The sequence below is a fragment of the Xanthomonas sp. WHRI 6108 genome (genome assembly GCF_040202385.2).
GTDB lineage: Bacteria > Pseudomonadota > Gammaproteobacteria > Xanthomonadales > Xanthomonadaceae > Xanthomonas > Xanthomonas arboricola.
The window spans coordinates 2,592,897-2,618,796 of record NZ_CP168198.1 but is presented as its reverse complement, the minus strand read 5'-3'; the positions used below and the strand labels follow the sequence as shown (position 1 = coordinate 2,618,796).

22 protein-coding genes and 1 tRNA gene are annotated in these 25,900 nt (G+C 66.9%); 15 read left to right on the top strand and 8 right to left on the bottom strand.

Going from position 1 to position 25,900, the window contains the following annotated elements; all coding sequences use genetic code 11:
- Positions 1–44: 44 nt before the first annotated feature.
- The 3 genes from ABQ039_RS10980 to cysS all read right to left on the bottom strand — a co-directional run bounded on the left by ABQ039_RS10980 (position 45) and on the right by cysS (position 3,455).
- Positions 45–1,295 (bottom strand): MFS transporter, encoded by a 1,251-nt coding sequence (locus tag ABQ039_RS10980; protein WP_039521872.1) that lies wholly within the window; start codon positions 1,293–1,295, stop codon positions 45–47.
- Positions 1,292–1,729, bottom strand: coding sequence for a SufE family protein (locus ABQ039_RS10975; protein ID WP_349777756.1), 438 nt, complete (start codon positions 1,727–1,729; stop codon positions 1,292–1,294). The genes ABQ039_RS10980 and ABQ039_RS10975 overlap by 4 nt, the downstream gene beginning before the upstream one ends.
- Positions 1,730–2,030: 301 nt before the next feature.
- Positions 2,031–3,455: a cysteine--tRNA ligase gene (gene cysS, locus ABQ039_RS10970; RefSeq protein ID WP_164738903.1), complete on the bottom strand. Its 1,425-nt coding sequence runs from the start codon at positions 3,453–3,455 to the stop codon at positions 2,031–2,033.
- A 186-nt stretch (positions 3,456–3,641) separates the two neighbouring features.
- Here cysS and ABQ039_RS10965 point away from each other — a divergent pair, with 186 nt between their 5' ends.
- From ABQ039_RS10965 to ABQ039_RS10905, 13 genes are all read left to right on the top strand, one after another.
- Positions 3,642–4,139: a hypothetical protein gene (locus ABQ039_RS10965; RefSeq protein ID WP_024940007.1), complete on the top strand. Its 498-nt coding sequence runs from the start codon at positions 3,642–3,644 to the stop codon at positions 4,137–4,139.
- Between the two features lie 312 nt (positions 4,140–4,451).
- The gene (locus ABQ039_RS10960) at positions 4,452–5,477 is read left to right on the top strand and encodes an N-acetylornithine carbamoyltransferase (RefSeq protein WP_104569960.1); all 1,026 of its coding nucleotides are present in this window, start codon (positions 4,452–4,454) and stop codon (positions 5,475–5,477) included.
- Between the two features lie 71 nt (positions 5,478–5,548).
- Positions 5,549–6,793, top strand: a complete 1,245-nt coding sequence (locus ABQ039_RS10955) for an argininosuccinate synthase (RefSeq protein WP_349777757.1) — start codon at positions 5,549–5,551, stop codon at positions 6,791–6,793.
- Between the two features lie 311 nt (positions 6,794–7,104).
- Positions 7,105–8,205, top strand: coding sequence for an acetylornithine deacetylase (locus ABQ039_RS10950; protein WP_349777758.1), 1,101 nt, complete (start codon positions 7,105–7,107; stop codon positions 8,203–8,205).
- A 49-nt stretch (positions 8,206–8,254) separates the two neighbouring features.
- Positions 8,255–9,598 carry an acetylglutamate kinase gene (locus ABQ039_RS10945; protein ID WP_024940003.1) on the top strand — a complete coding sequence of 448 codons (1,344 nt, stop codon included), beginning with the start codon at positions 8,255–8,257 and terminating at the stop codon, positions 9,596–9,598.
- Between the two features lie 5 nt (positions 9,599–9,603).
- Entirely contained in the window at positions 9,604–10,215 is a 612-nt protein-coding gene (locus ABQ039_RS10940; RefSeq protein WP_184431254.1) for a GNAT family N-acetyltransferase, read from the top strand.
- Entirely contained in the window at positions 10,212–11,162 is a 951-nt protein-coding gene (argC, locus tag ABQ039_RS10935) for an N-acetyl-gamma-glutamyl-phosphate reductase (RefSeq protein ID WP_349777759.1), read from the top strand. The genes ABQ039_RS10940 and argC overlap by 4 nt, the downstream gene beginning before the upstream one ends.
- Before the next feature lie 176 nt (positions 11,163–11,338).
- Positions 11,339–12,634: an argininosuccinate lyase gene (gene argH, locus ABQ039_RS10930; RefSeq protein ID WP_184518930.1), complete on the top strand. Its 1,296-nt coding sequence runs from the start codon at positions 11,339–11,341 to the stop codon at positions 12,632–12,634.
- Positions 12,634–12,987, top strand: a complete 354-nt coding sequence (locus ABQ039_RS10925) for a cupin domain-containing protein (protein ID WP_016903209.1) — start codon at positions 12,634–12,636, stop codon at positions 12,985–12,987. Before argH ends, ABQ039_RS10925 begins: the two co-directional genes overlap by 1 nt.
- The gene (locus ABQ039_RS10920) at positions 12,987–13,247 is read left to right on the top strand and encodes a YciI family protein (protein WP_043087828.1); all 261 of its coding nucleotides are present in this window, start codon (positions 12,987–12,989) and stop codon (positions 13,245–13,247) included. The genes ABQ039_RS10925 and ABQ039_RS10920 overlap by 1 nt, the downstream gene beginning before the upstream one ends.
- Before the next feature lie 13 nt (positions 13,248–13,260).
- Positions 13,261–14,415 carry a glutamate 5-kinase gene (proB, locus tag ABQ039_RS10915; protein WP_184518934.1) on the top strand — a complete coding sequence of 385 codons (1,155 nt, stop codon included), beginning with the start codon at positions 13,261–13,263 and terminating at the stop codon, positions 14,413–14,415.
- A gap of 158 nt (positions 14,416–14,573) precedes the next feature.
- The gene (locus tag ABQ039_RS10910) at positions 14,574–15,818 is read left to right on the top strand and encodes a glutamate-5-semialdehyde dehydrogenase (RefSeq protein ID WP_184609393.1); all 1,245 of its coding nucleotides are present in this window, start codon (positions 14,574–14,576) and stop codon (positions 15,816–15,818) included.
- Positions 15,819–15,945: 127 nt separating this feature from the next.
- Entirely contained in the window at positions 15,946–17,859 is a 1,914-nt protein-coding gene (locus ABQ039_RS10905) for a CocE/NonD family hydrolase (protein ID WP_184609395.1), read from the top strand.
- On the opposite strand, the gene ABQ039_RS10900 is transcribed toward ABQ039_RS10905, so the two are convergent.
- The 5 genes from ABQ039_RS10900 to ABQ039_RS10880 form a co-directional block, all read right to left on the bottom strand.
- The gene (locus tag ABQ039_RS10900) at positions 17,840–19,066 is read right to left on the bottom strand and encodes an MFS transporter (RefSeq protein ID WP_024939994.1); all 1,227 of its coding nucleotides are present in this window, start codon (positions 19,064–19,066) and stop codon (positions 17,840–17,842) included. The two genes, ABQ039_RS10905 and ABQ039_RS10900, sit on opposite strands and share 20 nt — an antisense overlap.
- 123 nt (positions 19,067–19,189) lie before the next feature.
- Positions 19,190–19,266 (bottom strand) — tRNA-Pro (locus tag ABQ039_RS10895).
- Between the two features lie 60 nt (positions 19,267–19,326).
- Entirely contained in the window at positions 19,327–19,437 is a 111-nt protein-coding gene (cydX, locus tag ABQ039_RS10890; protein ID WP_024939993.1) for a cytochrome bd-I oxidase subunit CydX, read from the bottom strand.
- 92 nt (positions 19,438–19,529) lie between these two features.
- Positions 19,530–20,681, bottom strand: a complete 1,152-nt coding sequence (gene cydB / locus ABQ039_RS10885; protein ID WP_349777760.1) for a cytochrome d ubiquinol oxidase subunit II — start codon at positions 20,679–20,681, stop codon at positions 19,530–19,532.
- Positions 20,682–20,697: 16 nt separating this feature from the next.
- On the bottom strand, positions 20,698–22,320 hold the full coding sequence (locus ABQ039_RS10880) for a cytochrome ubiquinol oxidase subunit I (protein ID WP_349777761.1): 1,623 nt from the start codon (positions 22,318–22,320) through the stop codon (positions 20,698–20,700).
- Positions 22,321–22,468: 148 nt separating this feature from the next.
- On the opposite strand from ABQ039_RS10880, the gene cydD reads away from it, so the two are divergent.
- Both cydD and cydC read left to right on the top strand, forming a co-directional pair.
- Positions 22,469–24,214: a thiol reductant ABC exporter subunit CydD gene (gene cydD / locus ABQ039_RS10875; RefSeq protein ID WP_349777916.1), complete on the top strand. Its 1,746-nt coding sequence runs from the start codon at positions 22,469–22,471 to the stop codon at positions 24,212–24,214.
- Complete coding sequence (cydC, locus tag ABQ039_RS10870) at positions 24,211–25,887, top strand: thiol reductant ABC exporter subunit CydC (protein ID WP_349777762.1); 1,677 nt, start codon at positions 24,211–24,213, stop codon at positions 25,885–25,887. The genes cydD and cydC overlap by 4 nt, the downstream gene beginning before the upstream one ends.
- Positions 25,888–25,900 lie beyond the last annotated feature (13 nt).

Below are 25,900 nucleotides of genomic sequence, written 5' to 3'. Positions count from 1 at the left end.
GATCAGACCTGCGGGCACCGTCGCAAACCTCACTGCCGCAGACCTCACTGCAGGTCGCGCAGATCCAGCTTGCGCAGCTTGGGCGCCTTCCAGGCGGTGGTGGCGACCACGCCCAGGGTCACGCAGCCGCCGATCACCACCGCCGGCACCAGGCCGACCAGGCGTGCCATCACCCCGTCGTAGAACGCACCCAGCTCGTTGGACGAGCCGATGAAGATGCCGTTGATCGACGACACCCGGCCGCGCATCGCATCGGGCGTGGCCAGCTGCAGGATGGTCTGGCGCACCACCACCGACACCCCGTCGCACATGCCGTAGACCAGCAGGATCGCCGCCGACAGCCAGAAATGCCGCGACAGGCCGAACGCGATGGTGCACAGACCGAAGCCGGCCACCGACAGCATCAGGATGCGCCCGGCATTGCGCTGCAGCGGGTGCCGCGCCAGCCACACGCCGACCACGATCGAGCCCAGTGCCGGGGCGCCGCGCAGGATGCCCAGGCCTTCCGGGCCGTAATGCAGGATGTCGTGGATGAAGGCCGGCAGCATCGACACCGCGCCGCCCAGCAGCACCGAGAACATGTCCAGCGCCATCGCGCCCAGCATGATCTGGTTGGACAGTACGAACTGCGCGCCTTCGGCGATGCTGCGGAAGATCGGCGCACGCGGGCCTGCGTTGACTGGCTCGCTGACACGCAGCAGCGCCAGCGCCAGGATTGCCACCAGCGCCACGCCGGCGGCCACGCCATAGGCCAGGCCCTTGCCGCCCCAGCCGACCAGCACGCCGCCCAGCGCCGGGCCGATCACCATGCCGGCCTGGAAGGTGACGCTGCCGATACTGGCGCCGCGCGCGAACGCCTCGCGCGGCAGCGCACGCGCGAACAGCGCGTTGTAGACCGGCGACAGGAATGAGCGCGCCGCACCGGTCAGCGCGATGGCCGCGTAGATCGGCCACACGCCCTGCACCGGCAGCCAACCATGGGTGATGGCCAACAGCAGCAACGCGGTGGCGACCAGGCCCAGCACCGCGACCATGCCGAGGCGTCGGCGCGGCAGATGATCGACCAGATAGCCGGCAAACGGCGCGATGCAGAAGAACGGCAGGATCTCCGCCAGGCCGATCAGCCCGAGCGAGAGCGGATTGCGGGTGATCTCGTAGATATGCCAGCCGACCGTGACCGCGACGATCTGGTACGACAGCATCGCCGCCACGCGGTACAGCAGCACCAGGCCGAAGCCGGGGTGGGCGAGCAGCGTACGCAGCGAAGCGGCAGGTGAGGGCGTCGGCGTGCTCACTGCTGGGCGCGGGCGGTGTCGCGGATGAAAGCCAGCATTGCCGCCACGCCGTTGCTGCGGGTCGGCGACAGGTGCTTGGCCAGCCCGATGCCGGCGATGTAGTCCGGCTCGGTGGCCAGGATCTCCTGCGCGCTACGCCCGGAGTAAACGCGCAAGGCCAGATAGATCAGCCCGGAGACGATCGCCGAGTCGCTGACGGCGTGGAAGTCCAGCCGCTCGGCATTGCCCTCCGGCACGATCCACACCATCGACTGGCAGCCATGCAGGCGGTGTTCTTCGGTCTTCCACTGTTCGGGGAAGCTGGGCAGCTTGCGGCCCAGGTCGATCAGGTACTGGTAACGCTCGGACCAGTCGCCGAAGAAGGAGAACTCCTCGGCAATGGAGGCCTGTGCGTCGACGGCGGTGGGTTCAAGCGGGAAGGGGGTGGTGGTCATCAGAAAATCCAGATTCGGTCGGTGGTAGCGCTGCCCGGCGACACCGCAATGGCGCCCATCACCCGCCGGGGCGAGAAGGCGGCGCGGTTTGCGCGCCATGGGCGCGCGTGCCTTGAAGCGCCCGCGCCGCCAGCGCGGGCCGGGGCGCGGAGCGGGGGTTGGGGCGAGGGTACGGGCAAAGCCTCGCTGGAATTCGATGCGGGTGGCTTCGCCCTTACCGCAAGGAAGGTGCATGTGGCTGCGCTCGCACCCTGATCCGCCCCTACGGGGCACCTTCCCCCAAAGGGAGAAGGGCGGAGGGTCATGCGCGCTTCCAGCGCACGCCTTGCGGGGTGTCTTCCAGCACGATGCCTTCGTCGGCCAGCTGCGTGCGGATGGCGTCGGCGCGGGCGAAGTCCCTGGCTTTCTTGGCGGCATTGCGTTCCTCGACCAGCGCCGTGATGCGCGCATCGTCGCCGGCGTCGGTGCCGCGCGAGAACCAGGCGGCCGGGTCCTGCTGCAGCAAGCCCAGCGCCAGGCCTGCGCCGAGCAGCCGCGACTTCAGCCCGGACAGCGCGGCAACACCTGCCGATGCGTCGCTGCCCTGTGCGAGTTGGGTGCGCAGCGCGCGGGCCTCGGAGGCAATGCTGGCGATGACCGACAGCGCAAGCGGGGTGTTGAGGTCGTCGTCGAGCGCGGCTTCCACCTCGTCGGGAATCGTGGCCGGCTGCACGGGGGCGATCCCGGCAGCGTGTTCGGCCGCGGCCAGGTCGCGCAAGGTGCCGTACAGCCGGTCCAGCGTGTTCTTGGCCTGGTCGATCAGGCCATCGGACCAGTCCAGCGGCTGCCGGTAATGCGCGCTCAGCAGTGCGTAGCGCAGCGCCTCGGGCGGGTGGCGGGCGATCAGGTCGTGCACGGTCTCGATGTTGCCCAGCGACTTGCTCATCTTGGCGCCGCTGAAATTGAGCATGCCGTTGTGCAGCCAGAACCGTGCAAAGGTCGCCCCGCCATGCGCGCATTCGCTCTGCGCGATCTCGTTCTCGTGATGCGGGAACTGCAGGTCCACGCCGCCGGCATGGATGTCGATGGTCGGGCCCAGGTGCGCGGCAGCCATCGCCGAGCATTCGATATGCCAACCCGGGCGGCCGCGGCCCCAGGGCGAGTCCCAGCCGGGCAGCTCGTCGCTGGAGGGCTTCCACAGCACGAAGTCGCCGGGGTCGCGCTTGTACGGCGCCACGTCCACGCGCGCGCCGGCCAGCATCTCGTCCGGGTCGCGGCGCGAGAGCTTGCCGTAGTGCGCAAAGCTGGCCACCGCGAACAGCACATGGCCTTCGGCGGCATAGGCATGTCCGTTGGCAATCAGCTGCTCGATCATCGCCACGATCTGCGGGATATGCGCGGTCGCTTCCGGTTCGATGTCCGGCGGCTGCACGCCGAGCGCGGCCATGTCCTGGCGGTAGATCGCGGCGAAGCGGTCGGTGATGGTCGAGATCGGCACGCCCTGCGCCTGCGCGGCGGCGTTGATCTTGTCGTCCACGTCGGTGATGTTGCGCGCGTAGCGTAGCGCGCCATAGCGCCGGCGCAGCAGGGCGGCCAGCACATCGAACACGACCGGGCCGCGGGCGTTGCCGATATGCGCGTAGTTGTAGACGGTGGGGCCGCACACATACAGAGTGGGGCTGGACGGATCGAGCGGTGCGAACGGCTCGACCCGCCGCGTCAGGTTGTTGTGCAGGCGCAGGCTCATCGGCATCTGAAAAAGGATAACCGGGCGATTCTAGCCGGTCGCGGCGATGTGGCGAACCAACCGCACGCGCGCAGCAGCGCCGGTGACCGGATGGGCTGCGTTCAGCCCAAGGGATCGCAAGCTCCATACACTTACGTATTGCCTGGCTGCGCCCTCCTGGTACTGATGCGACCTTCCCCGTTCTTCCTGCTGCTCTGTGTGTTCGCCTGGCAGGCATCGTCAGCGCACGCGGCGGAAACCGATCCCAAGAACCGGGTGGTGGTGATCGAGAACGTGAAGCTGGATTACGCGCAGGTGCTCAATGTCGAGCCGGTCTATCAGACCCTGCGTGCCACCCGCATGGAGGAACAGTGCGAGGCCGAGCAGGTCGCGCCGGTAGCAGCGGCACCGGTCGAGGACGAAGGCCGTATCAACCGGATGGTGGATTCGGTCAAGGAGATGTTCTCCCGTCGCCCCGAGCCGGCGTCCGTGCCGATGGCGGTGCCGCCGACCAGCACACGGCGCAACTGCCGGGTGGTGGAAGTGCCGCGCGAGTTCCGGCGGCCGATCGCCTTCGATGTGGATTACGTCTACAAGGGCACCAAGTACCGTTCGCGGCTGCCGGAAGACCCGGGTAACCGGCTGCGCGTCCGCGTGTCGGTCACCCCCTACATCCCCGACGCCATCGTCGCGCCGCCGCGCTGAGCCGCGCGGCGGTTGCGCCGTGCCCGCATGCATGCGAGGATTCGCGCCCTATGTACGCAAACGCCTTTCAGCACGACACCAGCGCCGCCCGGATGGCCTCCGGCATGACCTCGCGTGCCCGCCGACCGGAATCCCACATTTTCGCTGGGTAACCGGAGCGTTTTGCTGTTCCGCCGTTGAAAACCCAGCCCGCAGGCTGGGTTTTTTCGTTTTGACGTCACAAAAGTTTCAACCGCAAGAAACGCGCATGTCGCGCACCCCGCCGCTCCTGGCGGACCACGCAGCAGAAGCACGCAGCACAAGGATCGATCGATGTCACTGAAGCACTTCTTGAACACCCAGGACTGGAGCCGCGCCGAACTGGACGCGCTGTTGACCCAGGCCGCGTTGTTCAAACGCAACAAGCTGGGAAGCGAGCTGAAGGGCAAGTCGATCGCGCTGGTGTTCTTCAACCCGTCCATGCGCACCCGCACCAGCTTCGAGCTGGGCGCGTTCCAGCTGGGCGGGCATGCGGTGGTGCTGCAGCCGGGCAAGGACGCCTGGCCGATCGAGTTCAATCTGGGCACGGTGATGGATGGCGACACCGAAGAGCACATCGCCGAAGTGGCGCGGGTGCTGGGCCGTTATGTCGACCTGATCGGCGTGCGCGCGTTCCCGAAGTTCGTCGACTGGTCCAAGGACCGCGAGGACCAGGTGCTCAGGAGCTTTGCCAAGTATTCGCCGGTACCGGTGATCAACATGGAGACCATCACCCACCCGTGCCAGGAGCTGGCGCACGCGATGGCGTTGCAGGAACACTTCGGCACCCAGGATCTGCGCGGCAAGAAGTACGTGCTGACCTGGACCTATCACCCCAAGCCGTTGAACACCGCGGTGGCCAATTCCGCGCTGACGATCGCCACCCGCATGGGCATGGACGTGACCCTGCTGTGCCCGACGCCTGACTACATCCTGGACCCGCGCTACATGGACTGGGCAGCGCAGAACGTGGCCGAAAGCGGCGGCTCGCTGCAGGTCAGCCACGACATCGACAGTGCCTACGCCGGTGCCGACGTGGTGTATGCCAAGAGCTGGGGCGCGTTGCCGTTCTTCGGCAATTGGGAGCCGGAAAAGCCGATCCGCGACCAGTACCAGCACTTCATCGTCGACGAACGCAAGATGGCGCTGACCAACAACGGCGTGTTCTCGCACTGCCTGCCGCTGCGTCGCAACGTCAAGGCCACCGACGCGGTGATGGATTCGCCCAACTGCATCGCCATCGATGAAGCCGAGAATCGCCTGCATGTGCAGAAGGCGATCATGGCTGCCCTGGTGGGCCAGGGCAGCCGGGATTCGTGATTGGGGATGTGGGATTCGCAACGGCGAACCCGGCTCCCGACCCAACCTAGTCAACTTCTAAAGAGACCCCCATGTCGCAGCAGACCGCTTCCACCAATCCCGAATCCCCACTCTCCAATCCCGGCACAAAGAAGGACATCGTCCTGGCGTTCTCCGGTGGCCTGGATACCAGCTTCTGCATTCCGTATCTGCAGGCGCAGGGCTACGCGGTGCACACCGTGTTTGCCGATACCGGCGGGGTGGATGCCGAGGAGCGTGATTTCATCGAAAAGCGCGCGGCCGAACTCGGTGCCGCCAGCCATGTCACCGTCGATGGCGGTCCGGCCATCTGGCAGGGCTTCGTCAAGCCGTTCGTGTGGGCGGGCGAGGGCTATCAGGGCCAGTATCCGTTGCTGGTGTCCGACCGTTACCTGATCGTCGACGCCGCGCTCAAGCGCGCCGAGGAACTGGGCACGCGCAGCATCGCGCACGGTTGCACCGGCATGGGCAACGACCAGGTGCGTTTCGACCTGGCAGTGAAGGCACTGGGCGATTACCAGATCGTGGCGCCGATCCGCGAGATCCAGAAAGAACACACCCAGACCCGCGCCTACGAGCAGAGGTATCTGGAAGAGCGCGGCTTTGGCGTGCGCGCCAAGCAGCAGGCCTACACCATCAACGAGAACCTGCTCGGGCTGACCATGTCCGGCGGCGAGATCGACCGTTGGGAAGCGCCGGGCGAGGGTGCGCGTGGCTGGTGCGCGCCGCGCAGCGAGTGGCCGGTCGAGCCGCTGACCGTCACCCTGAAGTTCGTCGAAGGCGAGGCCGTTGAACTCAACGGCAAGGCGCTGCCGGGCGAGCAGATCCTGGCCCAGCTGAACAAGCTGTTCGCGCCCTACGGCGTGGGCCGTGGCGTCTATACCGGCGATACCGTAATCGGGTTGAAGGGCCGCATCGTGTTCGAAGCGCCGGGCCTGATCTCGCTGCTGACCGCGCACCGCGCGCTGGAAGATGCGGTGCTGACCAAGCAGCAGAACCGCTTCAAGCCGGATGTGGCGCGCAAGTGGGTGGAGCTGGTGTACGAGGGCTTCTATCACGACCCGCTCAAGACCGACATCGAGGCGTTCCTGAAGTCGTCGCAGGCCAAGGTCAACGGCGAGGTCACGCTGGAAACCCGCGGTGGCCGCGTCGATGCGGTGGCGGTGCGTTCGCCGCACCTGCTCAACACCAAGGGCGCGACCTATGCGCAGTCGGCCGACTGGGGCGTGGAGGAAGCGGAAGGCTTCATCAAGCTGTTCGGGATGAGCTCGACGCTGTATGCCCAGGTGAATCGCTGAGGATCTAAAGCCCCTTTCCCCGGGGCGAGAAGGCACGGCTTAGGCGCCACTGGCGCGTGTGCCTTGGAGCGCCCGCGCCGCAAGCGCGGGCCGGGGCGCGGAGCGGGGGTTGAGGTGAGGGTGCGAGCGAAGCTCCCGCAGGGTGCGGTGCACTCGGCTTCGCCCGTCCCCTCATCCGCCCCTTCGGGGCACCTTCTCCCGGTGGGAGAAGGGTGGCCTGGATGCGCTGTAGACGTTGTTCGCGCAGCCTCGCACCACGGTGCAGTTGTGACTTTTGTTAGCCGCCACTTCGGACCATTGATCAAACCGACATGACCGATCTACTTGCCTCCACTCTCGAACACCTGGAACAGCTGGTGTCCTTCGACACCCGCAATCCGCCGCGGGCGATCGCTGCCGAGGGCGGCATCTTCGATTATCTGCGCGCGCAGCTGCCCGGTTTCCAGGTCGAGGTGATCGACCACGGTGCCGGTGCGGTCAGCCTGTATGCGGTGCGCGGAACGCCGAAGTATCTGTTCAACGTGCATCTGGACACGGTGCCGGATTCGCCGCACTGGAGTGCCGATCCGCACGTGATGCGGCGTACCGACGATCGCGTGATCGGCCTGGGCGTCTGCGACATCAAGGGTGCGGCAGCGGCGCTGGTGGCAGCGGCCAATGCCGGGCAGGGCGATGCGGCCTTCCTGTTTTCCTCCGACGAGGAAGCCAACGACCCGCGCTGCATCGCCGCGTTCCTGGCGCGCGGTGTGCCGTATGAGGCGGTGCTGGTCGCCGAGCCGACCATGAGCGAGGCGGTGCTGGCGCATCGCGGCATCAGCTCGGTGCTGATGCGGTTTGCCGGGCGTGCCGGGCATGCCTCGGGCAAGCAGGATCCTTCCGCAAGTGCATTGCATCAGGCGATGCGTTGGGGCGGCAGGGCGCTGGACCATGTCGAGTCGCTGGCGCATGCGCGTTTCGGCGGCCTGACCGGCCTGCGCTTCAACATCGGTCGGGTCGAGGGCGGCATCAAGGCCAACATGATCGCGCCGGCGGCCGAGCTGCGTTTCGGCTTTCGTCCGCTGCCGTCGATGGACGTGGACGGTTTGCTGGCGACGTTTGCCGGATTTGCCGATCCACACGCGGCGCATTTCGAAGAAACCTTCCGCGGCCCCAGCCTGCCGTCCGGCGATATCGCGCGGGCCGAGGAACGCCGCCTGGCCGCCCGCGATGTGGCCGATGCGCTGGACCTGCCGATCGGCAATGCAGTGGATTTCTGGACCGAGGCCTCGCTGTTTTCGGCCGGCGGTTACACAGCCCTGGTCTATGGCCCCGGCGATATCGCCCAGGCGCACACCGCCGACGAGTTCGTGACGCTTGCGCAGCTGCAGCGTTACGCCGAGTCGGTACATCGCATCATCAACGGCTCAAGCTGAAGCCGCGTTCCGCGCCCAGGCGCGGCCATTCCTCTCTTCGATCACGGCAATGTCCCTCTCCGCACAGCCCCACAAACAGACCCGCCAGACCATCGTGCGCCTGCTTTCGAGCATGGCCAGCGCCAAGGAAATCAGCCAGTACCTCAAGCGTTTCTCGCAGCTGGATGCCAAACGCTTTGCGGTGGTCAAGGTGGGCGGCGCGGTGCTGCGCGACGACCTGGACGCGCTGACCTCGTCGCTGTCGTTCCTGCAGGAAGTGGGGCTGACCCCGATCGTGCTGCATGGCGCCGGCCCGCAGCTGGATGCCGAACTGTCGGCGGCCGGTATCGAGAAGCGCACCGTCAACGGCTTGCGGGTGACCTCGCCGGAAGCGCTGGCGATCGTGCGCAAGGTGTTCCAGGCCTCCAACCTCAAGCTGGTCGAGGCGCTGCAGCAGAACGGCGCGCGTGCGACCTCGATCACCGGCGGCGTATTCGAAGCGCAGTATCTGGACCGCGACACCTACGGCCTGGTCGGTGAGGTCAAGGCGGTCAACCTGGCGCCGATCGAAGCCAGCCTGCAGGCCGGCTCGATTCCGGTGATCACCAGCCTAGGCGAGACGCCGAGCGGGCAGATCCTCAACGTCAACGCGGATTTTGCCGCCAACGAACTGGTGCAAGAGCTGCAGCCGTACAAGATCATCTTCCTCACCGGCACCGGCGGTCTGCTGGATGCCGATGGCAAGGTGATCGACTCGATCAACCTGTCCACCGAGTTCGACCATCTGATGCAGCAGCCGTGGATCAACGGTGGCATGCGGGTGAAGATCGAACAGATCAAGGATCTGCTCGATCGCCTGCCGCTGGAGTCGTCGGTGTCGATCACCCGGCCGGCCGATCTGGCCAAGGAACTGTTCACCCACAAGGGCTCGGGCACGCTGGTGCGGCGCGGCGAGCGCGTGCTGCGCGCGACCTCCTGGGACGAACTGGACCTACCGCGGCTCAGGACGCTGATCGAATCCAGTTTCGGCCGTACGCTGGTGCCCGATTACTTCAGCAACACCAGGTTGCTGCGCGCCTATGTCAGCGAGAACTACCGCGCCGCGGTGATCCTTACCGACGAAGGCATGCTGGGTGCAAGCGCGCTGATCTACCTGGACAAGTTCGCCGTGCTCGACGACGCCCAGGGCGAAGGCCTGGGCCGTGCGGTGTGGAACGTGATGCGCGAGGAAACCCCGCAACTGTTCTGGCGCTCGCGTCACAACAACCAGGTCAACATTTTCTACTACGCCGAGTCCGACGGCTGCATCAAGCAGGAGAAGTGGAAGGTGTTCTGGTACGGGCTGGAGAACTTCGAGCAGATCCAGCACTGCGTGGCGCATTGCGCGACGCGTCAGCCGACGCTGCTGGGCTGAGTACGATGGCGCCCGTCGCATTGCCAGCGCTTTGGCGCGAGCTGCCCACGCTACGCGGGCAACACGCAACACTGGAACCATTACGGACTGCGCATGCCGATGGTCTGCGCGCTGCGCTGGGCGATGGGGCCTTGTCGCGGCTGTGGTACACCGGCGTGCCGGCACCGGCGCAGGTGGACGACTACGTGGGCGCGGCCTTGGATGCGCAAGCCGACGGGCGGGTGCTGCCTTACGTGGTATGCGATGCGGCCGGCGAGGTCGTCGGCTGCACACGCTATTACGGGCTGGATGCGACAGTGCCCAAGCTGTCGATCGGCTACACCTGGTACGCGCCGCGCGTGCAGCGCAGCGGCGTCAATACCGACACCAAGCGGATGCTGCTGCAGCACGCCTTCGAAACGCTGGGCTGCCTGAGCGTGGTGTTCGAGACCAGTTGGTTCAATCACACCTCGCGCGCGGCGATTGCGCGGCTCGGTGCAAAGCAGGACGGCGTGCTGCGCAATTACACCCGCCACCCTGACGGCACGCCGCGCGACACCGTGGTGTTCTCCATCATCGATACGGAATGGGCCGGGGTCAAACGCCACCTGCAGTTCCGCCTGGAAGCAAACGCATGACTGTTCAAACAACGACCATCGGCATCGTCGGGGCCCGCGGGCATACCGGATCGGAATTGATCAAGCTGGTGGCGGCACACCCGCATCTGCAGCTGCTGTTCGTGTCCTCGCGCGAGCTGGCCGGGCAACCGGTGGCCGAGCACAACGCGGCGTATCGCGGCGAGCTGCGCTACGAGAGCCTGGATGCCGATGCGGTGGCCGCCAAGGCCGCCGACGTGGTGATCCTGGCATTGCCCAACGGCAAGGCCGAGCCCTTCGTCGCGGCGATCGACTCGGCCAGGCCGCAGACGCTGCTGATCGATCTGTCGGCCGATTACCGCTTCGATCCGGCCTGGTATTACGGGCTGCCGGAGCTGACGCGCGGCAGCTACGCCGGGCAGCGACGCATCAGCAATCCGGGCTGCTATGCCACCGCGATGCAGCTGACGATCGCGCCCTTGCTCGACCAACTGGCCGGCCCGCCGCAGTGTTTCGGCGTGTCCGGGTATTCCGGCGCGGGCACCACGCCGTCGGATAAGAACAACCCCGAGTTGCTGGCCGATAACCTGATGCCGTATGCGCTGACCAACCACATGCACGAGCGCGAAGTCTCTGCGCAGCTCGGCGTGCCGGTAGAGTTCATGCCGCATGTGGCGCCGCATTTCCGTGGCATCACCATGACCGTCAACCTGTGGCTGCAGCAAGCGCTGACGCGCGAGCAGGTCCAGGCGTGCTACACGCAGCGTTACGCCGACGAGCCGTTGATCGAGATCGTCGATGAAGCGCCGTGGGTCAGCCGCATCGCCGGCAGGCATGGCGTGCAGATCGGCGGCGTGACGCTGGCGCCGGGCAACAAGCGCGTGGTGGTGGTGGCAACGCTGGACAACCTGCTCAAGGGCGCGGCGACGCAGGCGATGCAGAATCTCAACCTGGCGTTGGGCTGGGACGAATTGACTGCGATTGGCTGATGATGCGAGTTCCTCGCAAGAGCCCACACAGCCTTGTGCGGTGATTCAAAGGTGCGATTCCCTCGCAAGAGCCCACACATCCTTGTGCGGGGATTCAAAGATGCGAGTCCCTCGCAACAGCCCGCACCTCCGTGTGCGGGGATTTAAGCTGACAATTTATTTCGAGACGCTTTCCGATGACCAATCTGTTGTGGCAAAAACCCGGCGTGGCGGTGGACGCCAAGATCCAGAGCTTCCTGGCCGGCGACGACGTCATCCTGGACCGCGAGTTCTTCCTGTACGACATCGCTGCCAGCAAGGCGCATGCGCAGGGACTGCAGCACATCGGCATCCTGTCGCTGCAGGAGCTGGGCGGACTGAGCGAGCAGCTCGACCTGCTGGCGGCCGATTTCCGCAGTGGCGCGTTCGTGCTGGACGAGCGCTACGAGGATTGCCACTCGGCGATCGAGGCGCGCCTGACCGAACGGCTGGGCGATGCCGGCCGCAAGATCCACACCGGGCGCAGCCGTAACGACCAGATCCTGGTCGCCACGCGCCTGTGGTTGAAGGACAAGCTGCAACGCGTGGCCGAGCTTGGCGCGGAGATCGCCAAGGTGGCGCTGGACCGCGCGCAGGCAGAAGCTGCGCTGCCAGTGCCGGGCTATACGCATATCCAGCGTGCGGTGGTGTCCTCGGCCGGCATGTGGTGGGCGGGCTGGGCCGAGGCCTTTATCGACGACGCGGTGCGTGCGGCTGATACTTTGCGCCTGGTGGACAGCAATCCGCTCGGCACCGCCGCCGGTTATGGCGTCAACCTGCCGCTGGACCGTACGCATACCACTGCCGAGCTGGGCTTTGCACGGCTGCAGGTGTCGCCGATCTATGCGCAGCTCTCGCGTGGCAAGTACGAACTGGCCGCGCTTGAGGCGCTTGGCAGCGCAACGCTGGACCTGCGCCGGATCGCCTGGGATCTGTCGTTGTTCACCAGCGGCGAGTTCGCCTTCGTCGCGTTGCCGGCGCAATACACCACCGGCAGCTCGATCATGCCGAACAAGCGTAACCCCGACGTGATCGAACTGATGCGTGCCACCCACGCCAGCGTGGCCGCCGCGCGGACCGAGATCGAACAGCTGCTGTCGCTGCCATCGGGCTATCACCGCGACCTGCAGAACAGCAAGGGCGCCATCGTGCACGGCTTCGGGCGTGGCCTGGCGGCACTGGAACTGCTGCCGGCCCTGCTGGCCAATCTGGAATGGCGTCCGGACAAGCTGCGTGCGGCGATCGATTCGGGCATGTACGCCACCGACGTGGCGGTGGAAGCGGCGGTTGCCGGCGTGCCGTTCCGCGAGGCCTACAAGGCGGCCGCGGAATCGGCCGACACTGCAGGGCAGGGGCGCACGCCGGAAGGCAGCCTGGCCGCCCGCGTCTCGCCAGGCGCCGCCGCAGATCTGCAGCTGGACGTCCTGCGTGCCCGCTGGCAGGCGCTGGTCTGATGGCCGTGATCAGCACCGACACCGCCGAGCATTACCCCTGGGGCGAAGCCAGCGACGGCTGGCACCTGTTGCGCGACCCCAACCTGAGCGTGCTCGAAGAGCACATGCCGCCCGGCGCGGCCGAGCTGCGTCACCGGCACAGCCGCGCGCGGCATTTTTTCTATGTGCTGGCCGGCGAGGTGATGCTGCAGCTGGATGGCGAGCAGCATGTGCTCGGGGTCGGGCAGGGCCTGCATGTGCCGCCCGGTTCCACCCATCAGATGCACAACCTGTCCGAGATGGAAGCGCGCTTTCTGGTGATTTCCGCGCCGTTCGGCCGTAGCGAGGCAACACCCGACAAGGAGGCAGGCTGATGGCGACACGCTATCTGGTAGTGGCGATGCGCAAGCCGGATTTTCCGGCCGACGTGGTGCAGCCGCACCGTGCATTTCTCGACACGCTGCGGGCGGCCGGGCAGCTGGAACTGACCGGCGGCTTCAGCGATGGCAGCGGCGGCGCGTACGTATTGATCAACGTCGCCAGCCTGGAGGACGCACAGCAGATCGTCGCGCGCGACCCATTGGCGCTGCGCGATGCCTCCACGCTGACCGTCCATGAGTGGAACACGCACTGAGCAGGTTGTCGCCATGAGCACGCCCATCGCCACTGCTGCGTCATTTACCGAGCAGGCGCTGCCGCCATGGCGACGCGCGGTGCTCAAGGTCGGCAGCAGCCTGCTCGCCGCCGATGGCGGTGGCCTGTCGCCGCGTTTTGCGCTGGGGCTGGCGCAGTTCGTCTCGGCCAACCTGATGGCCGGGCGCGAGCTGGTGATCGTGTCATCGGGTGCGGTGGCCGCCGGCCGCGCGATCCTGCCGAGGGCTGCCGAGGCCGGTGCGCCGATCGCCGCGCGGCAGGCGCTGGCTGCGCTGGGGCAGGCGCAGTTGATCGCGCTCTGGCAGCGCTTTTTCGAGCGCCCGGTGGCGCAGGTGTTGCTCACCCACGACGACCTGCGTAATCGCCGCCGCTATCTCAACGCACGCGCCACCCTGGGCGAGTTGTTGCGGCTGGGCGCGTTGCCGGTGATCAACGAAAACGACACCGTGTCGGTGGACGAGCTCAAGCTGGGCGACAACGACAACCTGGCCGCGATCGTCGCCGCCCTGGTCGATGCCGATGCCTTGTTCATCGCCACCGATATCGACGGGCTGTACAGCGCCGACCCGCGCAGCAATCCGCTGGCGCGGCCACTCGACGAGGTGACCGAACTCACCGCCGAGGTGCTGGCGATGGCCGGCGGCAGCGGCAGCAGCGTGGGCACCGGCGGCATGCGCACCAAGCTGGAAGCCGCCGCAAAGGCCGGCGCGGCCGGCATCGAAACCTATCTGTTCAACGGCCGAAATGGCGATGTGGTGCGTGCCCTGGCGCAGGATCGCCTGCACGGCACGCGTATCCACGCCGCACGCACGCGCATTGCCGCCCGCAAGTACTGGCTGCGGCACGCGCCGGTGGAAGCGGGCGCGATCCTGATCGATGCCGGTGCCGCCGCCGCACTGACCGACAAGGGCGCCTCGCTGCTGCCGGGCGGCGTGGCCGGTGCGCAGGGCGACTTCCGGCGTGGCGACATGGTGGAGATCCACCTGCGTGACGACGCCGGCGAGCGCTGCCTGGCACGCGGCGTCAGCCAGTATTCGGCGGTGGATATCCGCCGCATCGCCCGCCGCCACTCGCGCGAGATCGAGCCCATGCTCGGTTACAGCTACGGCGAGAATGTGGTGCATCGCGATGATTTGGTGCTTTTGTAGCGGGGATTGAGGAGTCGGGATTGGGGATTTGCAAACGCATGTGCACCGCGTTTCCCTAACGTTGCCTCCGTGTCCCGACGACTGATTCCCTGTGGTGATAAAACGGTGTTGCCGCTTTTGCCAATCCCCAATCCCGACTCCCCAATCCCGGCCCTCCAATGACCATCAAAACCCTAGCCCTGCAATGCCGTGATGCCGCGCAAGTGCTGTCGCAACTGTCCGCGTCTGCCAAGCAGGCCTTGCTGGAGGCGATGGCGGCCGCGCTGGAACAGGATGCGGCGGTGATCCTGGCGGCGAATGCGCGCGATCTGGAGGCAGCGCGCGCGAAGGGCGTGGGGACGGCGATGCTGGATCGTCTGGCGCTGGACACAAAGCGCCTGGCCGGCATCGCCGCCGCGCTGCGCGAGGTGGCGCAACTGCCCGATCCGGTCGGCCAGGTCACGCGCGAGGACGTTCGCCCCAACGGCATTGTTGTGCAAAAGGTGCGGGTGCCGCTGGGGGTGATCGCGATGATCTACGAAGCGCGCCCGAATGTGACCGCCGATGCGGCAGCACTGTGCATCAAGGCCGGCAATGGCGTGATCCTGCGTGGCGGCTCGGAAGCAATTCACTCCAACACCGCGATCGCGCGCGCCCTGCAGCGCGCCCTGCGCGAGGCCGGCGTGCCGGAAGCGGCGCTGACCCTGGTCGAGGATCTGCGCCGCGAGACCATGCTGGAGCTGCTGCAACTCAGCGACATCGTCGATCTGGCGATTCCGCGTGGTGGCGAAGGGCTAATCCGCTTCGTGGCCGAGCATGCGCGCGTGCCGGTGATCAAGCATTACAAGGGCGTGTGCCATCTGTTCGTGGATGCATCGGCGGACGTGGACCTGGCGGTGCGTCTATTGGTCGATGGCAAGGCCAGCCGGCCGTCGGCCTGCAATGCGCTGGAGACCTTGCTGGTGCATGCCGATATCGCGGCGCGCTTTCTGCCGCTGGCCGCGCAAGCCCTGCGCGAGCGCAAGGTGGAGCTGCGTGGCGATGCGGCCACGCGCGCACTGTTGCCCGACGTCGCAGCTGCCAGCGACGACGACTACGCCGCCGAATTCCTCGACCTGATCCTGGCCATCCGCGTGGTGCCGGATCTGGACACCGCGCTGGCGCATATCCGCCAGTACGGCTCGGACCACACCGAGGTGATCGCCACCCAGGACGCCGCCAACGCGGAGAACTTCGTGCAGTCGCTGCGCTCGGCGGTGGTGATGGTCAACGCCTCCTCGCGTTTCTCCGATGGCGGCGAGCTTGGCCTGGGCGCGGAGATCGGCATCTCCACCACGCGCCTGCATTCCTACGGCCCGATGGGCCTGGAGGCGCTGACCGTGGAGCGCTTCGTGGTGCGGGGCCAGGGCCAGGTACGGCACTGATCGGCGATACGCAGGCCAGCCACCCGGCAATCACGACCTACCCGGCAACCACGACCTTTGACACTCCCCCGGCAGGCCGCGCTCTGCCTACAGTCGACGACTGCCCCCGCACGTTCCGGAGTCGTCGATGCGCCGTTTTGCCGCCTGCCTGCTCGCCACCGCCATTGCCGCCGCCACCGGCAGCGCGCTGGCGCAAACCTCGCCGATGACGCCGGACATCACCGGCAAGCCGTTCGTGGCAGGTGATGCCGCCAACGACTACATCAAGCGCGAGGTGATGATTCCGATGCGCGACGGGGTCAAGCTGCATACGGTGATCGTGCTGCCCAAGGACGCGCGCAATGCGCCGATGGTGCTGACGCGCACGCCGTACAACGCCAGCGGCCGCACCGAGCGCATGGCCTCGCCGCATATGAAGGACCTGCTCGCACAGGGCGACGACGTGTTCGTCGAAGGCGGCTATATCCGCGTGATCCAGGACGTGCGCGGCAAGTACGGCTCCGAAGGCGATTACGTGATGACCCGGCCGTTGCGCGGTGCGCTCAATCCCAGCGAGGTCGACCATGCCACCGATGCCTGGGACACCATCGACTGGCTGGTGAAAAACGTCAAGGAATCCAACGGCAAGGTCGGCATGATCGGCTCGTCCTACGAAGGCTTCACCGTGGTGATGGCGTTGACCAACCCGCACCCGGCGCTCAAGGTCGCGGTACCGGAAAGCCCGATGATCGACGGCTGGATGGGCGACGACTGGTTCAACTACGGCGCGTTCCGCCAGGTCAACTTCGACTATTTCACCGGCCAGCTCACCCAGCGCGGCAAGGGCAGCGGCATCGCGCGCCAGGGCCATGACGACTACAGCAACCTGCTGCGCGCCGGCTCGGCCGGCGATTTCGCCAGGGCTGCCGGCCTGGAGCAGCTGCCGTGGTGGCACAAGCTCACCGAACACGCCGCCTACGATACGTTCTGGCAGGAGCAGGCGCTGGACAAGGTGATGGCGCGCACCCCGCTCAAGGTGCCGACCATGTGGTTGCAGGGGCTGTGGGACCAGGAGGACATGTGGGGTGCCATCCATAGCTACGCGGCGATGGAGCCACGCGACCGCAGCAATACGCTCAACTACCTGGTGATGGGGCCGTGGCGGCACAGCCAGGTCAACTACGACGGCAGCGCGCTGGGCGCATTGAATTTCGACGGTGATACCGCGCGCCAGTTCCGCCACGACGTGCTGCGCCCGTTCTTCGATCAATACCTGGTCGATGGCGCGCCCAAGGCGAGCACGCCACCGGTGTTCATCTACAACACCGGAGAGAATCATTGGGACCGTCTGCAGGCTTGGCCGCGCAGCTGCGCCAAGGGCTGTGCGTCGAGCAGCAAACCGCTGTACCTGCAGGCCGGCGGCAAGCTGTCGTTCCAGCGGCCGGCGGCAGGCCAGCCGGGTTTCGAGGAGTACGTGGCCGACCCGGCCAAGCCGGTACCGTTCGTGCCGCGCCCGGTGGACTTCGGTGATCGCAGCATGTGGACCACCTGGCTGGTGCAGGACCAGCGCTTCGTCGACGGCCGCCCGGACGTGCTGACCTTCGTCACCGAGCCGCTGACCGAACCCCTGCAGATCGCCGGTGCACCGGAAGTGCATCTGCAGGCCTCCACCAGCGGCAGCGACAGCGACTGGGTGGTGAAACTGATCGACGTGTATCCGGACGAGATGGCGTCCAGTCCCAAGATGGGCGGCTACGAGCTGCCGGTGTCGCTGGCGATCTTCCGCGGCCGCTATCGCGAGAGTTTCAGCACGCCCAAGCCGCTGGCATCCAATCAGCCGCTGGCGTTCCAGTTCGGCCTGCCGACCGCCAACCACACCTTCCAGCCGGGCCACCGGGTGATGGTGCAGGTGCAGTCCAGCCTGTTTCCGCTGTACGACCGCAATCCGCAGACCTACGTGGACAACATCTTCTTCGCCAAGCCCGGCGATTATCGAAAGGCCACCCAGCGCGTCTATGTGAGCCCCGAGCAGCCCAGCTACATCAGTCTGCCGGTACGTTGACCGCGCGGGCGCCGCGTGGCGGCGGCGCCCAGACGTCTTCCAGCAACTGCGGACGGCAGGCCACCCAGGCGGCCGCCAGCTGCACCAGGATGCAGATCACCAGGAAGACGAACGGCGAGGTCCAACCGCCGTGGTGCGCATGCAGCCAGCCGAACAGGAATGGCCCGAGGCAGCTCACCGCATAGCCCATGCCCTGCGAGAACCCGGACAGGGCCGCCGAACCGGCTGCGGTGCGGCTGCGTTGATTGACCAGCACCAATGCCAGCGGGAACGTGCTCGGCCCCAGGCCGAGCAGGGTCACCCACAGGATCGGCGCAGCCAGCGGCGCCCACCACAGCCCGGCAAACGCGACCAGGTGGCAGGCCGCGCACAGCAGCACGATCGGAAACGGGTTGCGCATGCGCACCGCCAGCGCCGGCATGGTCAAGGCGCCGACCATGCCCAGTGCCGCGAACAGCGCCACCATGGTGCCGCCGAACGCGGGCGAGGCGCCGGCTTCGCGCAGCAGCGTCGGCAACCAGGTGAACATCGAATAGGTGACCAGCGAGGTCATGCCGAAGGTCACCGCCATGCTCCAGCCCAGGGCGGTGCGTGCCACGCGGCCCTCGGCCTCGGGCGTGGGTGTGACCGGTGCCGGCCCGGTCGCGTGAATGCGGCGGTGGCTGGTGTGCACCATGGCCCAGGCCGCCAATGCCAGCAGTGCCGGCAACACCCACACCACCATCGAGCTGCGCCAGCCCAGCGCATCGGCCACCGGTACCGCCAGCAGTGCCGGCAGCAGGGTGCCGACCTGCAGCACGGTGATGTAGAGCGTGCTGACGCCGCCGACGCGATCGCCGAAATAGCGCTTCACCAGCGGCGGCAACACCACGTTGCCCATGCCCATGCCGGCGAGTGCCACCAGCGAACCGATCAGCAGTCCGGCAGTGCCCGGCAGCAGCGGGCGCAACACCAGGCCGACAGTGGCCAATGCCATCGAAAGCAGCGCGGTGCGCAGCAGGCCGAAGCGGCGCAGCAAGGCCGGCGTGGCCACACCGGTCAGTGCGAATGCAGCCGTCGGCAACATGCCGAGCGCACCCATGGTGGGCGCGCCGAATGCGTACTCGTCGGCAATGCGTTCCAGCAGCGGCGTCAACGACGTCACCGCGGTACGCAAGTTGAAGGCGGACAACAAAATGGCAGCCAGCACCAAGCCGCGACCACGCAACCGGGCGGACGGGGAGGCAGCGGCAATGACAACAGACATGACAGACCATCCGCACTGCGCGCATGCATGCGCCAGCGCCTGAAAACACAAAACCGGCACGAGGCCGGTTTTGTGTTTTGAAACTGGTCGGGGAGACAGGATTCGAACCTGCGACCTCTACGTCCCGAACGTAGCGCTCTACCAGACTGAGCTACACCCCGAAGGAGCCGCGTATGTTACATAGGGAATGCGGAATCGGCAAGCATCTAGCGAAAATAATTTTACTGATGCGGTTGGCCACGCTCCGGCTCGCGTGCTTCGAACCACATGCCGTTGAGCACCGCCGCCAGTGCGGCCAGACCGGTGCCGAGGATCCAGGCGAAGTACCACATTGTCGTTCTCCTTGAGTTGTTGAAGCAGGTGCGAGGTTGAGGCCTGCTGCGAGCGCGATGCAGCTGTGCATCGCAACGCGCAGCGGGCATGCTCAGTAGGCGTTTGGATTGGCCGAGAGTTCGTCGGCGGTGACCTTCCCCTTGAGTACGCGATAGACCCAGCTTGTGTAGGCCAGCACGATTGGCATGAACAGCGTGGTCGCCAGCAGCATGATCCACAGCGTCAGGTGGCTGCTGGAGGCATCCCACAGCGTCAGGCTTGCGCTCGGTGCGGTGGACGAGGGCAACAGGAACGGGAACAACGCAAAGCCGACGGTAAAGACGATGCCGACGATGGCGCAACCCGAGGCGATGAACGCCAGGCCGCCGCGACGCACACGCAATAGCAGCGCATTCATTGCCAGTCCGACCAGGCCGATCAGCGGTGCCATCAATGTGGCCGGCATGCTGCTGTAGTTGTGCAGCCAGCCGCCGGCCGCGGTGAGTGCGGCGGTCTTGCCGAGCGGATTGGTCGGCGCATCGGTGGCCAGGAGCGAAGTCACTGCGTAGCCCGGCAGACCCAGCGCCACCCATGCACCGGCGGCGGCAAACAGCGCCACCGCGCAGAGCGCGGCGATGCTGCCGAAACGCGCCGCACGCTCGGCCACCGGTCCGTCGGTCTTGAGTACCAGCATCGCCGCGCCGTGCGCCATCAACATCGCCACGCTGAGCAGGCCGGCGAGCAGCGCGAACGGCGTCAGCAGCCCGAACAGATTGCCGGTGTAGAAAATGCGCATGCTGTCGTCGAAGTGGAACGGCACGCCGAGCAGCACATTGCCGACCGCCACGCCCATGATCAGCGCCGGAATGCAGCCGCCGACGAACAACGCCCAGTCCCAGCTGCTGCGCCAGCGCTGGTCGGCCAGCTTGCCGCGGAACTTGAACCCGACCGGGCGCAGGATCAGTGCGAACAGGATCAGGAACATCGCCAGATAGAACCCGGAAAAACTCACCGCATACAACGGCGGGAATGCGGCGAAGATCGCGCCGCCGCCCAGGATCAACCAGACCTGGCTGCCTTCCCAGACCGGGCCGATGGTGTTGATCACCAGCCGGCGTTCGGCATCGTTGCGGGCCACCAGCGGCAGCAGGGTGCTGACGCCCAGATCGAAGCCGCCCATCACCGCGTAGCCGGACAGCAATACGCCGAGCAACAGCCACCAGATCACGCGCAATGTGGTGTAGTCGAGCAAGATGAAATCCATGGTTGTCTCTCCTGGCTTACGGTGCGCCGCCGGCCAGTGCGCCGGTGCTCAATGGGGCGTCGGGTGAGGACGCGTGGGGCGAGCTGTTGTGTGGCGACGGGGTGCGTTGGCTCGGTGGAAACAGCGCATCCGGGCCCTTGCGGATGGTCTTCAGCGACAGCTTGATCGCGATCACCAGCAGCGTGGTGTACAGCGTGGTGAAGCCGACCAGGGTCAACACGATTTCGTACAGATCCAGTCCCGAGGCGGCATAGAAGGTCGGCAGCACGCCTTCCACCGCCCACGGCTGGCGGCCGTACTCGGCCACGAACCAGCCGCACTCGATCGCGATCCACGGCAGCGGCAGGCTCCACAGCGCCAGGGTCAGGAACCAGCGTTTTTCCTGGAAGTTGTGCTTGCAGGCGAACCAGAACGCGATGGCGAAGAAGGCGATCAGGTAGATGCCGATGGCGGCCATGATGCGGAAGGTCCAGAACAGCGGCAGCACCCGCGGCACGGTGTCCATCGCGGCCTGGGCGATCTGCTGCGGCGTGGCATTGCCGATATCGTCGCGATAGCGCTTGAGCAGCAGGCCGTGGCCCAGATCCTGCCAATGCGCCTCGAAGACCTTGCGTGCTTCGGCATCGTCCTTGTTGGCGCGGATGCGTTGCAGCGCGCCGTAGGCGATCTGGCCGCCGCGGATGCGATGCTCGGCACGGCCGACCAGTTCCAGGATGCCGGGGATCGGCTGGTCCAGCGAACGTGTGGCGATCAAGCCCATCAGGTACGGGATCTTGACCGCGTAGTCGTTGCGATGGGTCTGCTGGTTGGGAATACCGAATGCGGTGAAGTCGGCTGGCGCGGCTTCGGTTTCCCACATCGCCTCGATCGCCGCCAGCTTCATCTTCTGGTGTTCGTTGGCGGCATAGCCGCTCTCGTCGCCGAGCACCACCACCGACAGCGAGGACAACAGGCCGAACGCGGCAGCCACTGCGAACGAGCGCCGCGCCATCTCCACATGGGTGCCGCGTAGCAGATAGAACGCGCTGATCGCCATCACGAACACCGCGCCGAGCACGTAGCCGGCGCTGACGGTGTGCACGAACTTGGCCTGTGCCACCGGGTTGAACAGCACCGCCATGAAATCGACCACTTCCATGCGCATGGTGTCCGGGTTGAACACCGCGCCGGTCGGGTTCTGCATCCAGCCGTTGGCGATCAGGATCCACAGTGCCGAGAAGTTGCTGCCCAGCGCCACCAGCCAGGTGGTGGCCAGGTGCTGCACCTTGCTCAGCCGGTTCCAGCCGAGAAAGAACAGGCCCAGGAAGGTCGCTTCCAGAAAGAACGCCATCAGGCCTTCGATCGCCAGCGGCGCACCGAAGATGTCGCCGACGTAATGGCTGTAGTAAGACCAGTTCATGCCGAACTCGAATTCCATCACGATGCCGGTGCCCACGCCCATGGCAAAGTTGATGCCGAACAGCACGCCCCAGAACATGGTCATGCGCCGCCAGATGTCCTTGCCGGTCATCACATAGACGCTTTCCATGATGCCGAGCAGGAACGACAGGCCCATGGTCAGCGGCGGAAAGATGAAGTGGTACATCGCGGTGACTGCGAACTGCAGCCGCGACAGTTCAACAACTGTCGAGTCGATCATGGCGGGTGGGCCTGGTTGGGTGTCGATGAAGGAATGCAGTCGATCATCTGCGCTTGCCGCGACACGCGCGTTGATCCAGATCAATGCCGCGGCGGGCGGGTGCGGCACAATGCGCAGCCCGTAGCGGGAAGTGGCGACTTACAATCGCTTGCAACACGATGTCTTCCTTGAGAGCGATGTGAGCCAGCCCAGCGTGCGAGCCAGCGAAACGCCAGCCCAGCGCCGTCAACGCGGCCAATGGCTGGATGCACTGGCGGCCCCGGCCACGCGTGCGCGGCGCCTGGCCGGCGTGGCGGTGGCGGTGTCTGGGGTACTGCTGCTGGCGCAGGCGGCGGCGATCGCGTGGTTGCTGCAGGCGGTGCTGGTGCAGCATCTGGCGCTGGCGCAATTGCGCGACGTGGGGGCGGGGCTGGTCTGTGCGCTGGTAGGGCGCGCGCTGCTCAATGCCTGGGCGCAGTCGCTGACCGGCGAGGTGGCCGATGTGGCCAGGCGCGAACTGCGTGCCCGCATCGCGCGCCGCCTGGTGCAGCATGGGCCGGTGTGGCTGCGCCGGCAGCGCAGCGGCGAACTGGGCGAATTGAGCCTGGCGCATACCGATGCGCTGGAGGGCTACTTCGTCGGCTACCAGCTCGCACGCACCGAGATGCTGCTGGTGCCGCCGCTGATCCTGGTCGCGGTGTTTTCGGTCGACTGGGTGGTGGGCCTGGTGCTGCTGCTGACCGCACCGCTGATTCCGTTCTTCATGATGCTGGTGGGTTGGGGCGCCGAAGCCGCCGGGCGCGACCAGCTGAGCGAACTGGCACGCATGGGCGGGCACTTTGCCGATCGCCTCAAGGGCCTGGGCCTGCTGCGCGTGTATGGCCGCGGCAAGGCCGAGTTGAGCGGCATTGCCGCCGCGGCCGAAGGCGTGCGCGAGCGCTCACTCAAGGTGCTGCGCATCGCCTTCCTGTCGTCCACGGTGCTGGAATTCTTCGCCTCGGTGAGCGTGGCGATCGTGGCGCTGTACTTCGGCCTGACCTATCTGGGCATGCTGGATCTGCACGGCTTGCCGACGCTGGGCGCGGGCATGTTCTGCCTGCTGCTGGCGCCGGAATTCTTTGCGCCGTTGCGGCGGCTGGCGGCGCATTACCACGACCGTGCCAATGCGCTGGCGGCGGTGGCCGAAGCCGAGCGCCTGCTGGAAGGATTCGCACCGCCATCGGCAACGCCAGCGGTGACGGTGCCGCCCTTGCGCGCACTGGAACCGGCCCAGGCACACGCCCCGCTGCTGCAGGCGCGCGATCTTGCGCTACGGCCGCCGGGCGCGCCGCACACGGTGGTCGCGCATTTTTCGCTGACCTTGCAGCCCGGGCAGCGCGTGGCGGTGATCGGTGCCAGCGGCAGCGGCAAGAGCACCTTGCTGGAGGGCCTGGCCGGCTGGCTGGCGCCGGAGGCCGGCAGCGTGGTGCTGCGGCCGGGAACCCGCATCGGCTATGCCACGCAGCGGCCGTATCTGTTTCACGGCAGCATTGCCGATAACCTGCGCCTGGCCGATCCGCAGGCCGGCGCTGCGCGCCTGCATGCAGTGGCCGACGCCGCACAGGTGCTGCGCTTTGCCGCGCAGCTGCCTGCAGGCCTGGACACGCAGATCGGCGAACGCGGCTTCGGGCTGTCTGGTGGCGAAGCGCGGCGCGTGGCCCTGGCGCGGCTGTTGCTGCGCGAGCCGGACCTGTTGCTGCTGGACGAACCCACTGCCTTCCTCGATCCGGACACCGAAGCGGAGTTGCTTCGCACCTTGGGTGTGTTCGCACGCGGCCGCGCGGTGGTGCTGGCCACGCACAGCGCCGCGGTGATGCGCTGGGCCGACACGGTGATCGACCTGCGCGGCGCCACCGTCACAGCGGAGCTGCCATGAACGGCACACAGCCCGACCGTCTGCGCGATGTGTTTCGCCGGCATGCCTGGCGCCTGCTGCTGTCGGCGCTGTTGGTGCTTGTCACCATGCTGGCCGGCGTGGGCTTGCTCGGCCTGTCCGGCAGTTTCCTGACCGCCGCTGCTTTGGCCGGTGTCGCCGGCATGGGCAGCGGCTTCAATTTCTTTTCGCCCTCGGCCGGCATTCGCGCGCTGACCTTCGCGCGTATCGTCTCGCGTTATGGCGAAAAAATGATCGGCCACGACGCCACGCTGCGCATCGCCCGCGATCTGCGCGTGTGGTTCTTCCGCCGCGCGTTGCCGCTGGCGCCGGGCCGCCTGTCGGCCACGCGTACCGGCGATCTGCTGGCGCGGCTGATGTCCGACATCGGCGAGGTCGATGGCGTGAGCGTGCGCGCGTTGGCGCCGTTGAGCGCATTGCTCGGCATCTGGGTGGCCGGCGTGGTGGCAGCGGCGCTGATCTATCCGCCGGCTGGCGTGTTGCTGGTGGTGCTGGGCGTGGTCATCGGCGGCATGGTGCCGTGGCAGGTGGCGCGCGGCGGTGCGCAGCGCGAACAGCTGCGCGCCCGGCAACGCACCGCCTTGCGCACGCAGGCGTTCGAGGGGCTGGAAGGTGCGGCCGATCTCGCTGCGGTGGATGCGCAAGGTGCCTGGCTGCATCAGGTCGATGCAACGGCGGCGGCGGTGGTCGATGGCGATCGCCTGCAACGCCGTCGCCTGATCGGCGGCAATCTGCTGCATGCGGTCTGCGGCGGTATTGGTCTGGCCGGCATGTTGTGGCTTGGGTTGAGCGCGGCAGAACGCGGATTGATTGCTGCGGAAATGGCGGCCGGGCTGGTGTTCCTGACCATGGCATTGCTGGAGGTCTGGGCCGGCGCCGGGCTCGCCTTGCAGGCGCTGCAGAGCGCGCGCGTTGCGGCCAGGCGCCTGCAGTCCATCGTCGACCAGGCGCCGTCGGTCGTCGATCCGTCGCAGCCAGTGGATGCGCCGCGCAGCGGCACGCTGCGCCTGCAGCAGGTCAGTTTTGCGTGGCCGGGCAGTGGACGCCCGCTGCTGCAGGCGCTCGATCTGAGCCTGGCGCCTGGCGAGCGCATCGCCATCAGCGGCGACAGCGGCAGCGGCAAGAGCAGCTTGTCCGCAGTGCTGTTGCGGCTGTGGGACCCGCAGGCCGGGCAGGTGAGCTACGCCGATATCGACCTGTGCCACTTCGCGCAGGCGCAATGGCATCAACGCATCGCCTGGCTGCCGCAGAATGCCCCGGTGTTTGCCGGCACGGTGCGCGACAACCTGCTCATCGGCGACGTCGGCGCAGGCGATGCGGCCATGTGGAACGCGCTGGACCAGGTGCGCCTGCGCGCCTGGGCCACCGCGCAGAACGGCCTGGACACCTGGGTCGGCGAAAACGGCGCCACGCTCTCGGCCGGCCAGGCGCGCCGGCTGGCGCTGGCGCGCGCCTTGCTGCGCGACGCGCCGATCCTGCTGCTGGACGAACCCACCGACGGCCTGGACGTGGATACCGCGCACGCCTTGCTGCTGGATCTATCGGCCGCGCTGGGCGAGCGCAGCCTGGTGATGATCACCCACGACAGCGTGCCCGATGGCGTGGTGCAGCGGCGTTATCGCCTGCGGGCCGGTGCGCTGGAGCCGTTGGCCTAGATGGCCTTGCCTG

Excerpts from the sequence above, each read along its gene's own strand:
- ABQ039_RS10880 (WP_349777761.1), bottom strand. The coding sequence starts at position 22,320 with ATGATCGACTCGACAGTTGTTGAACTGTCGCGGCTGCAGTTCGCAGTC.
- ABQ039_RS10945 (WP_024940003.1), top strand. The coding sequence starts at position 8,255 with ATGTCCCTCTCCGCACAGCCCCACAAACAGACCCGCCAGACCATCGTG.
- argC (WP_349777759.1), top strand. The coding sequence starts at position 10,212 with ATGACTGTTCAAACAACGACCATCGGCATCGTCGGGGCCCGCGGGCAT.
- ABQ039_RS10950 (WP_349777758.1), top strand. The coding sequence starts at position 7,105 with ATGACCGATCTACTTGCCTCCACTCTCGAACACCTGGAACAGCTGGTG.
- cysS (WP_164738903.1), bottom strand. The coding sequence starts at position 3,455 with ATGAGCCTGCGCCTGCACAACAACCTGACGCGGCGGGTCGAGCCGTTC.
- cydX (WP_024939993.1), bottom strand. The coding sequence starts at position 19,437 with ATGTGGTACTTCGCCTGGATCCTCGGCACCGGTCTGGCCGCACTGGCG.
- ABQ039_RS10925 (WP_016903209.1), top strand. The coding sequence starts at position 12,634 with ATGGCCGTGATCAGCACCGACACCGCCGAGCATTACCCCTGGGGCGAA.
- proB (WP_184518934.1), top strand. The coding sequence starts at position 13,261 with ATGAGCACGCCCATCGCCACTGCTGCGTCATTTACCGAGCAGGCGCTG.
- ABQ039_RS10940 (WP_184431254.1), top strand. The coding sequence starts at position 9,604 with ATGGCGCCCGTCGCATTGCCAGCGCTTTGGCGCGAGCTGCCCACGCTA.
- ABQ039_RS10960 (WP_104569960.1), top strand. The coding sequence starts at position 4,452 with ATGTCACTGAAGCACTTCTTGAACACCCAGGACTGGAGCCGCGCCGAA.
- ABQ039_RS10955 (WP_349777757.1), top strand. The coding sequence starts at position 5,549 with ATGTCGCAGCAGACCGCTTCCACCAATCCCGAATCCCCACTCTCCAAT.
- ABQ039_RS10920 (WP_043087828.1), top strand. The coding sequence starts at position 12,987 with ATGGCGACACGCTATCTGGTAGTGGCGATGCGCAAGCCGGATTTTCCG.
- cydB (WP_349777760.1), bottom strand. The coding sequence starts at position 20,681 with ATGGATTTCATCTTGCTCGACTACACCACATTGCGCGTGATCTGGTGG.
- ABQ039_RS10975 (WP_349777756.1), bottom strand. The coding sequence starts at position 1,729 with ATGACCACCACCCCCTTCCCGCTTGAACCCACCGCCGTCGACGCACAG.
- argH (WP_184518930.1), top strand. The coding sequence starts at position 11,339 with ATGACCAATCTGTTGTGGCAAAAACCCGGCGTGGCGGTGGACGCCAAG.
- ABQ039_RS10910 (WP_184609393.1), top strand. The coding sequence starts at position 14,574 with ATGACCATCAAAACCCTAGCCCTGCAATGCCGTGATGCCGCGCAAGTG.
- cydC (WP_349777762.1), top strand. The coding sequence starts at position 24,211 with ATGAACGGCACACAGCCCGACCGTCTGCGCGATGTGTTTCGCCGGCAT.
- ABQ039_RS10905 (WP_184609395.1), top strand. The coding sequence starts at position 15,946 with ATGCGCCGTTTTGCCGCCTGCCTGCTCGCCACCGCCATTGCCGCCGCC.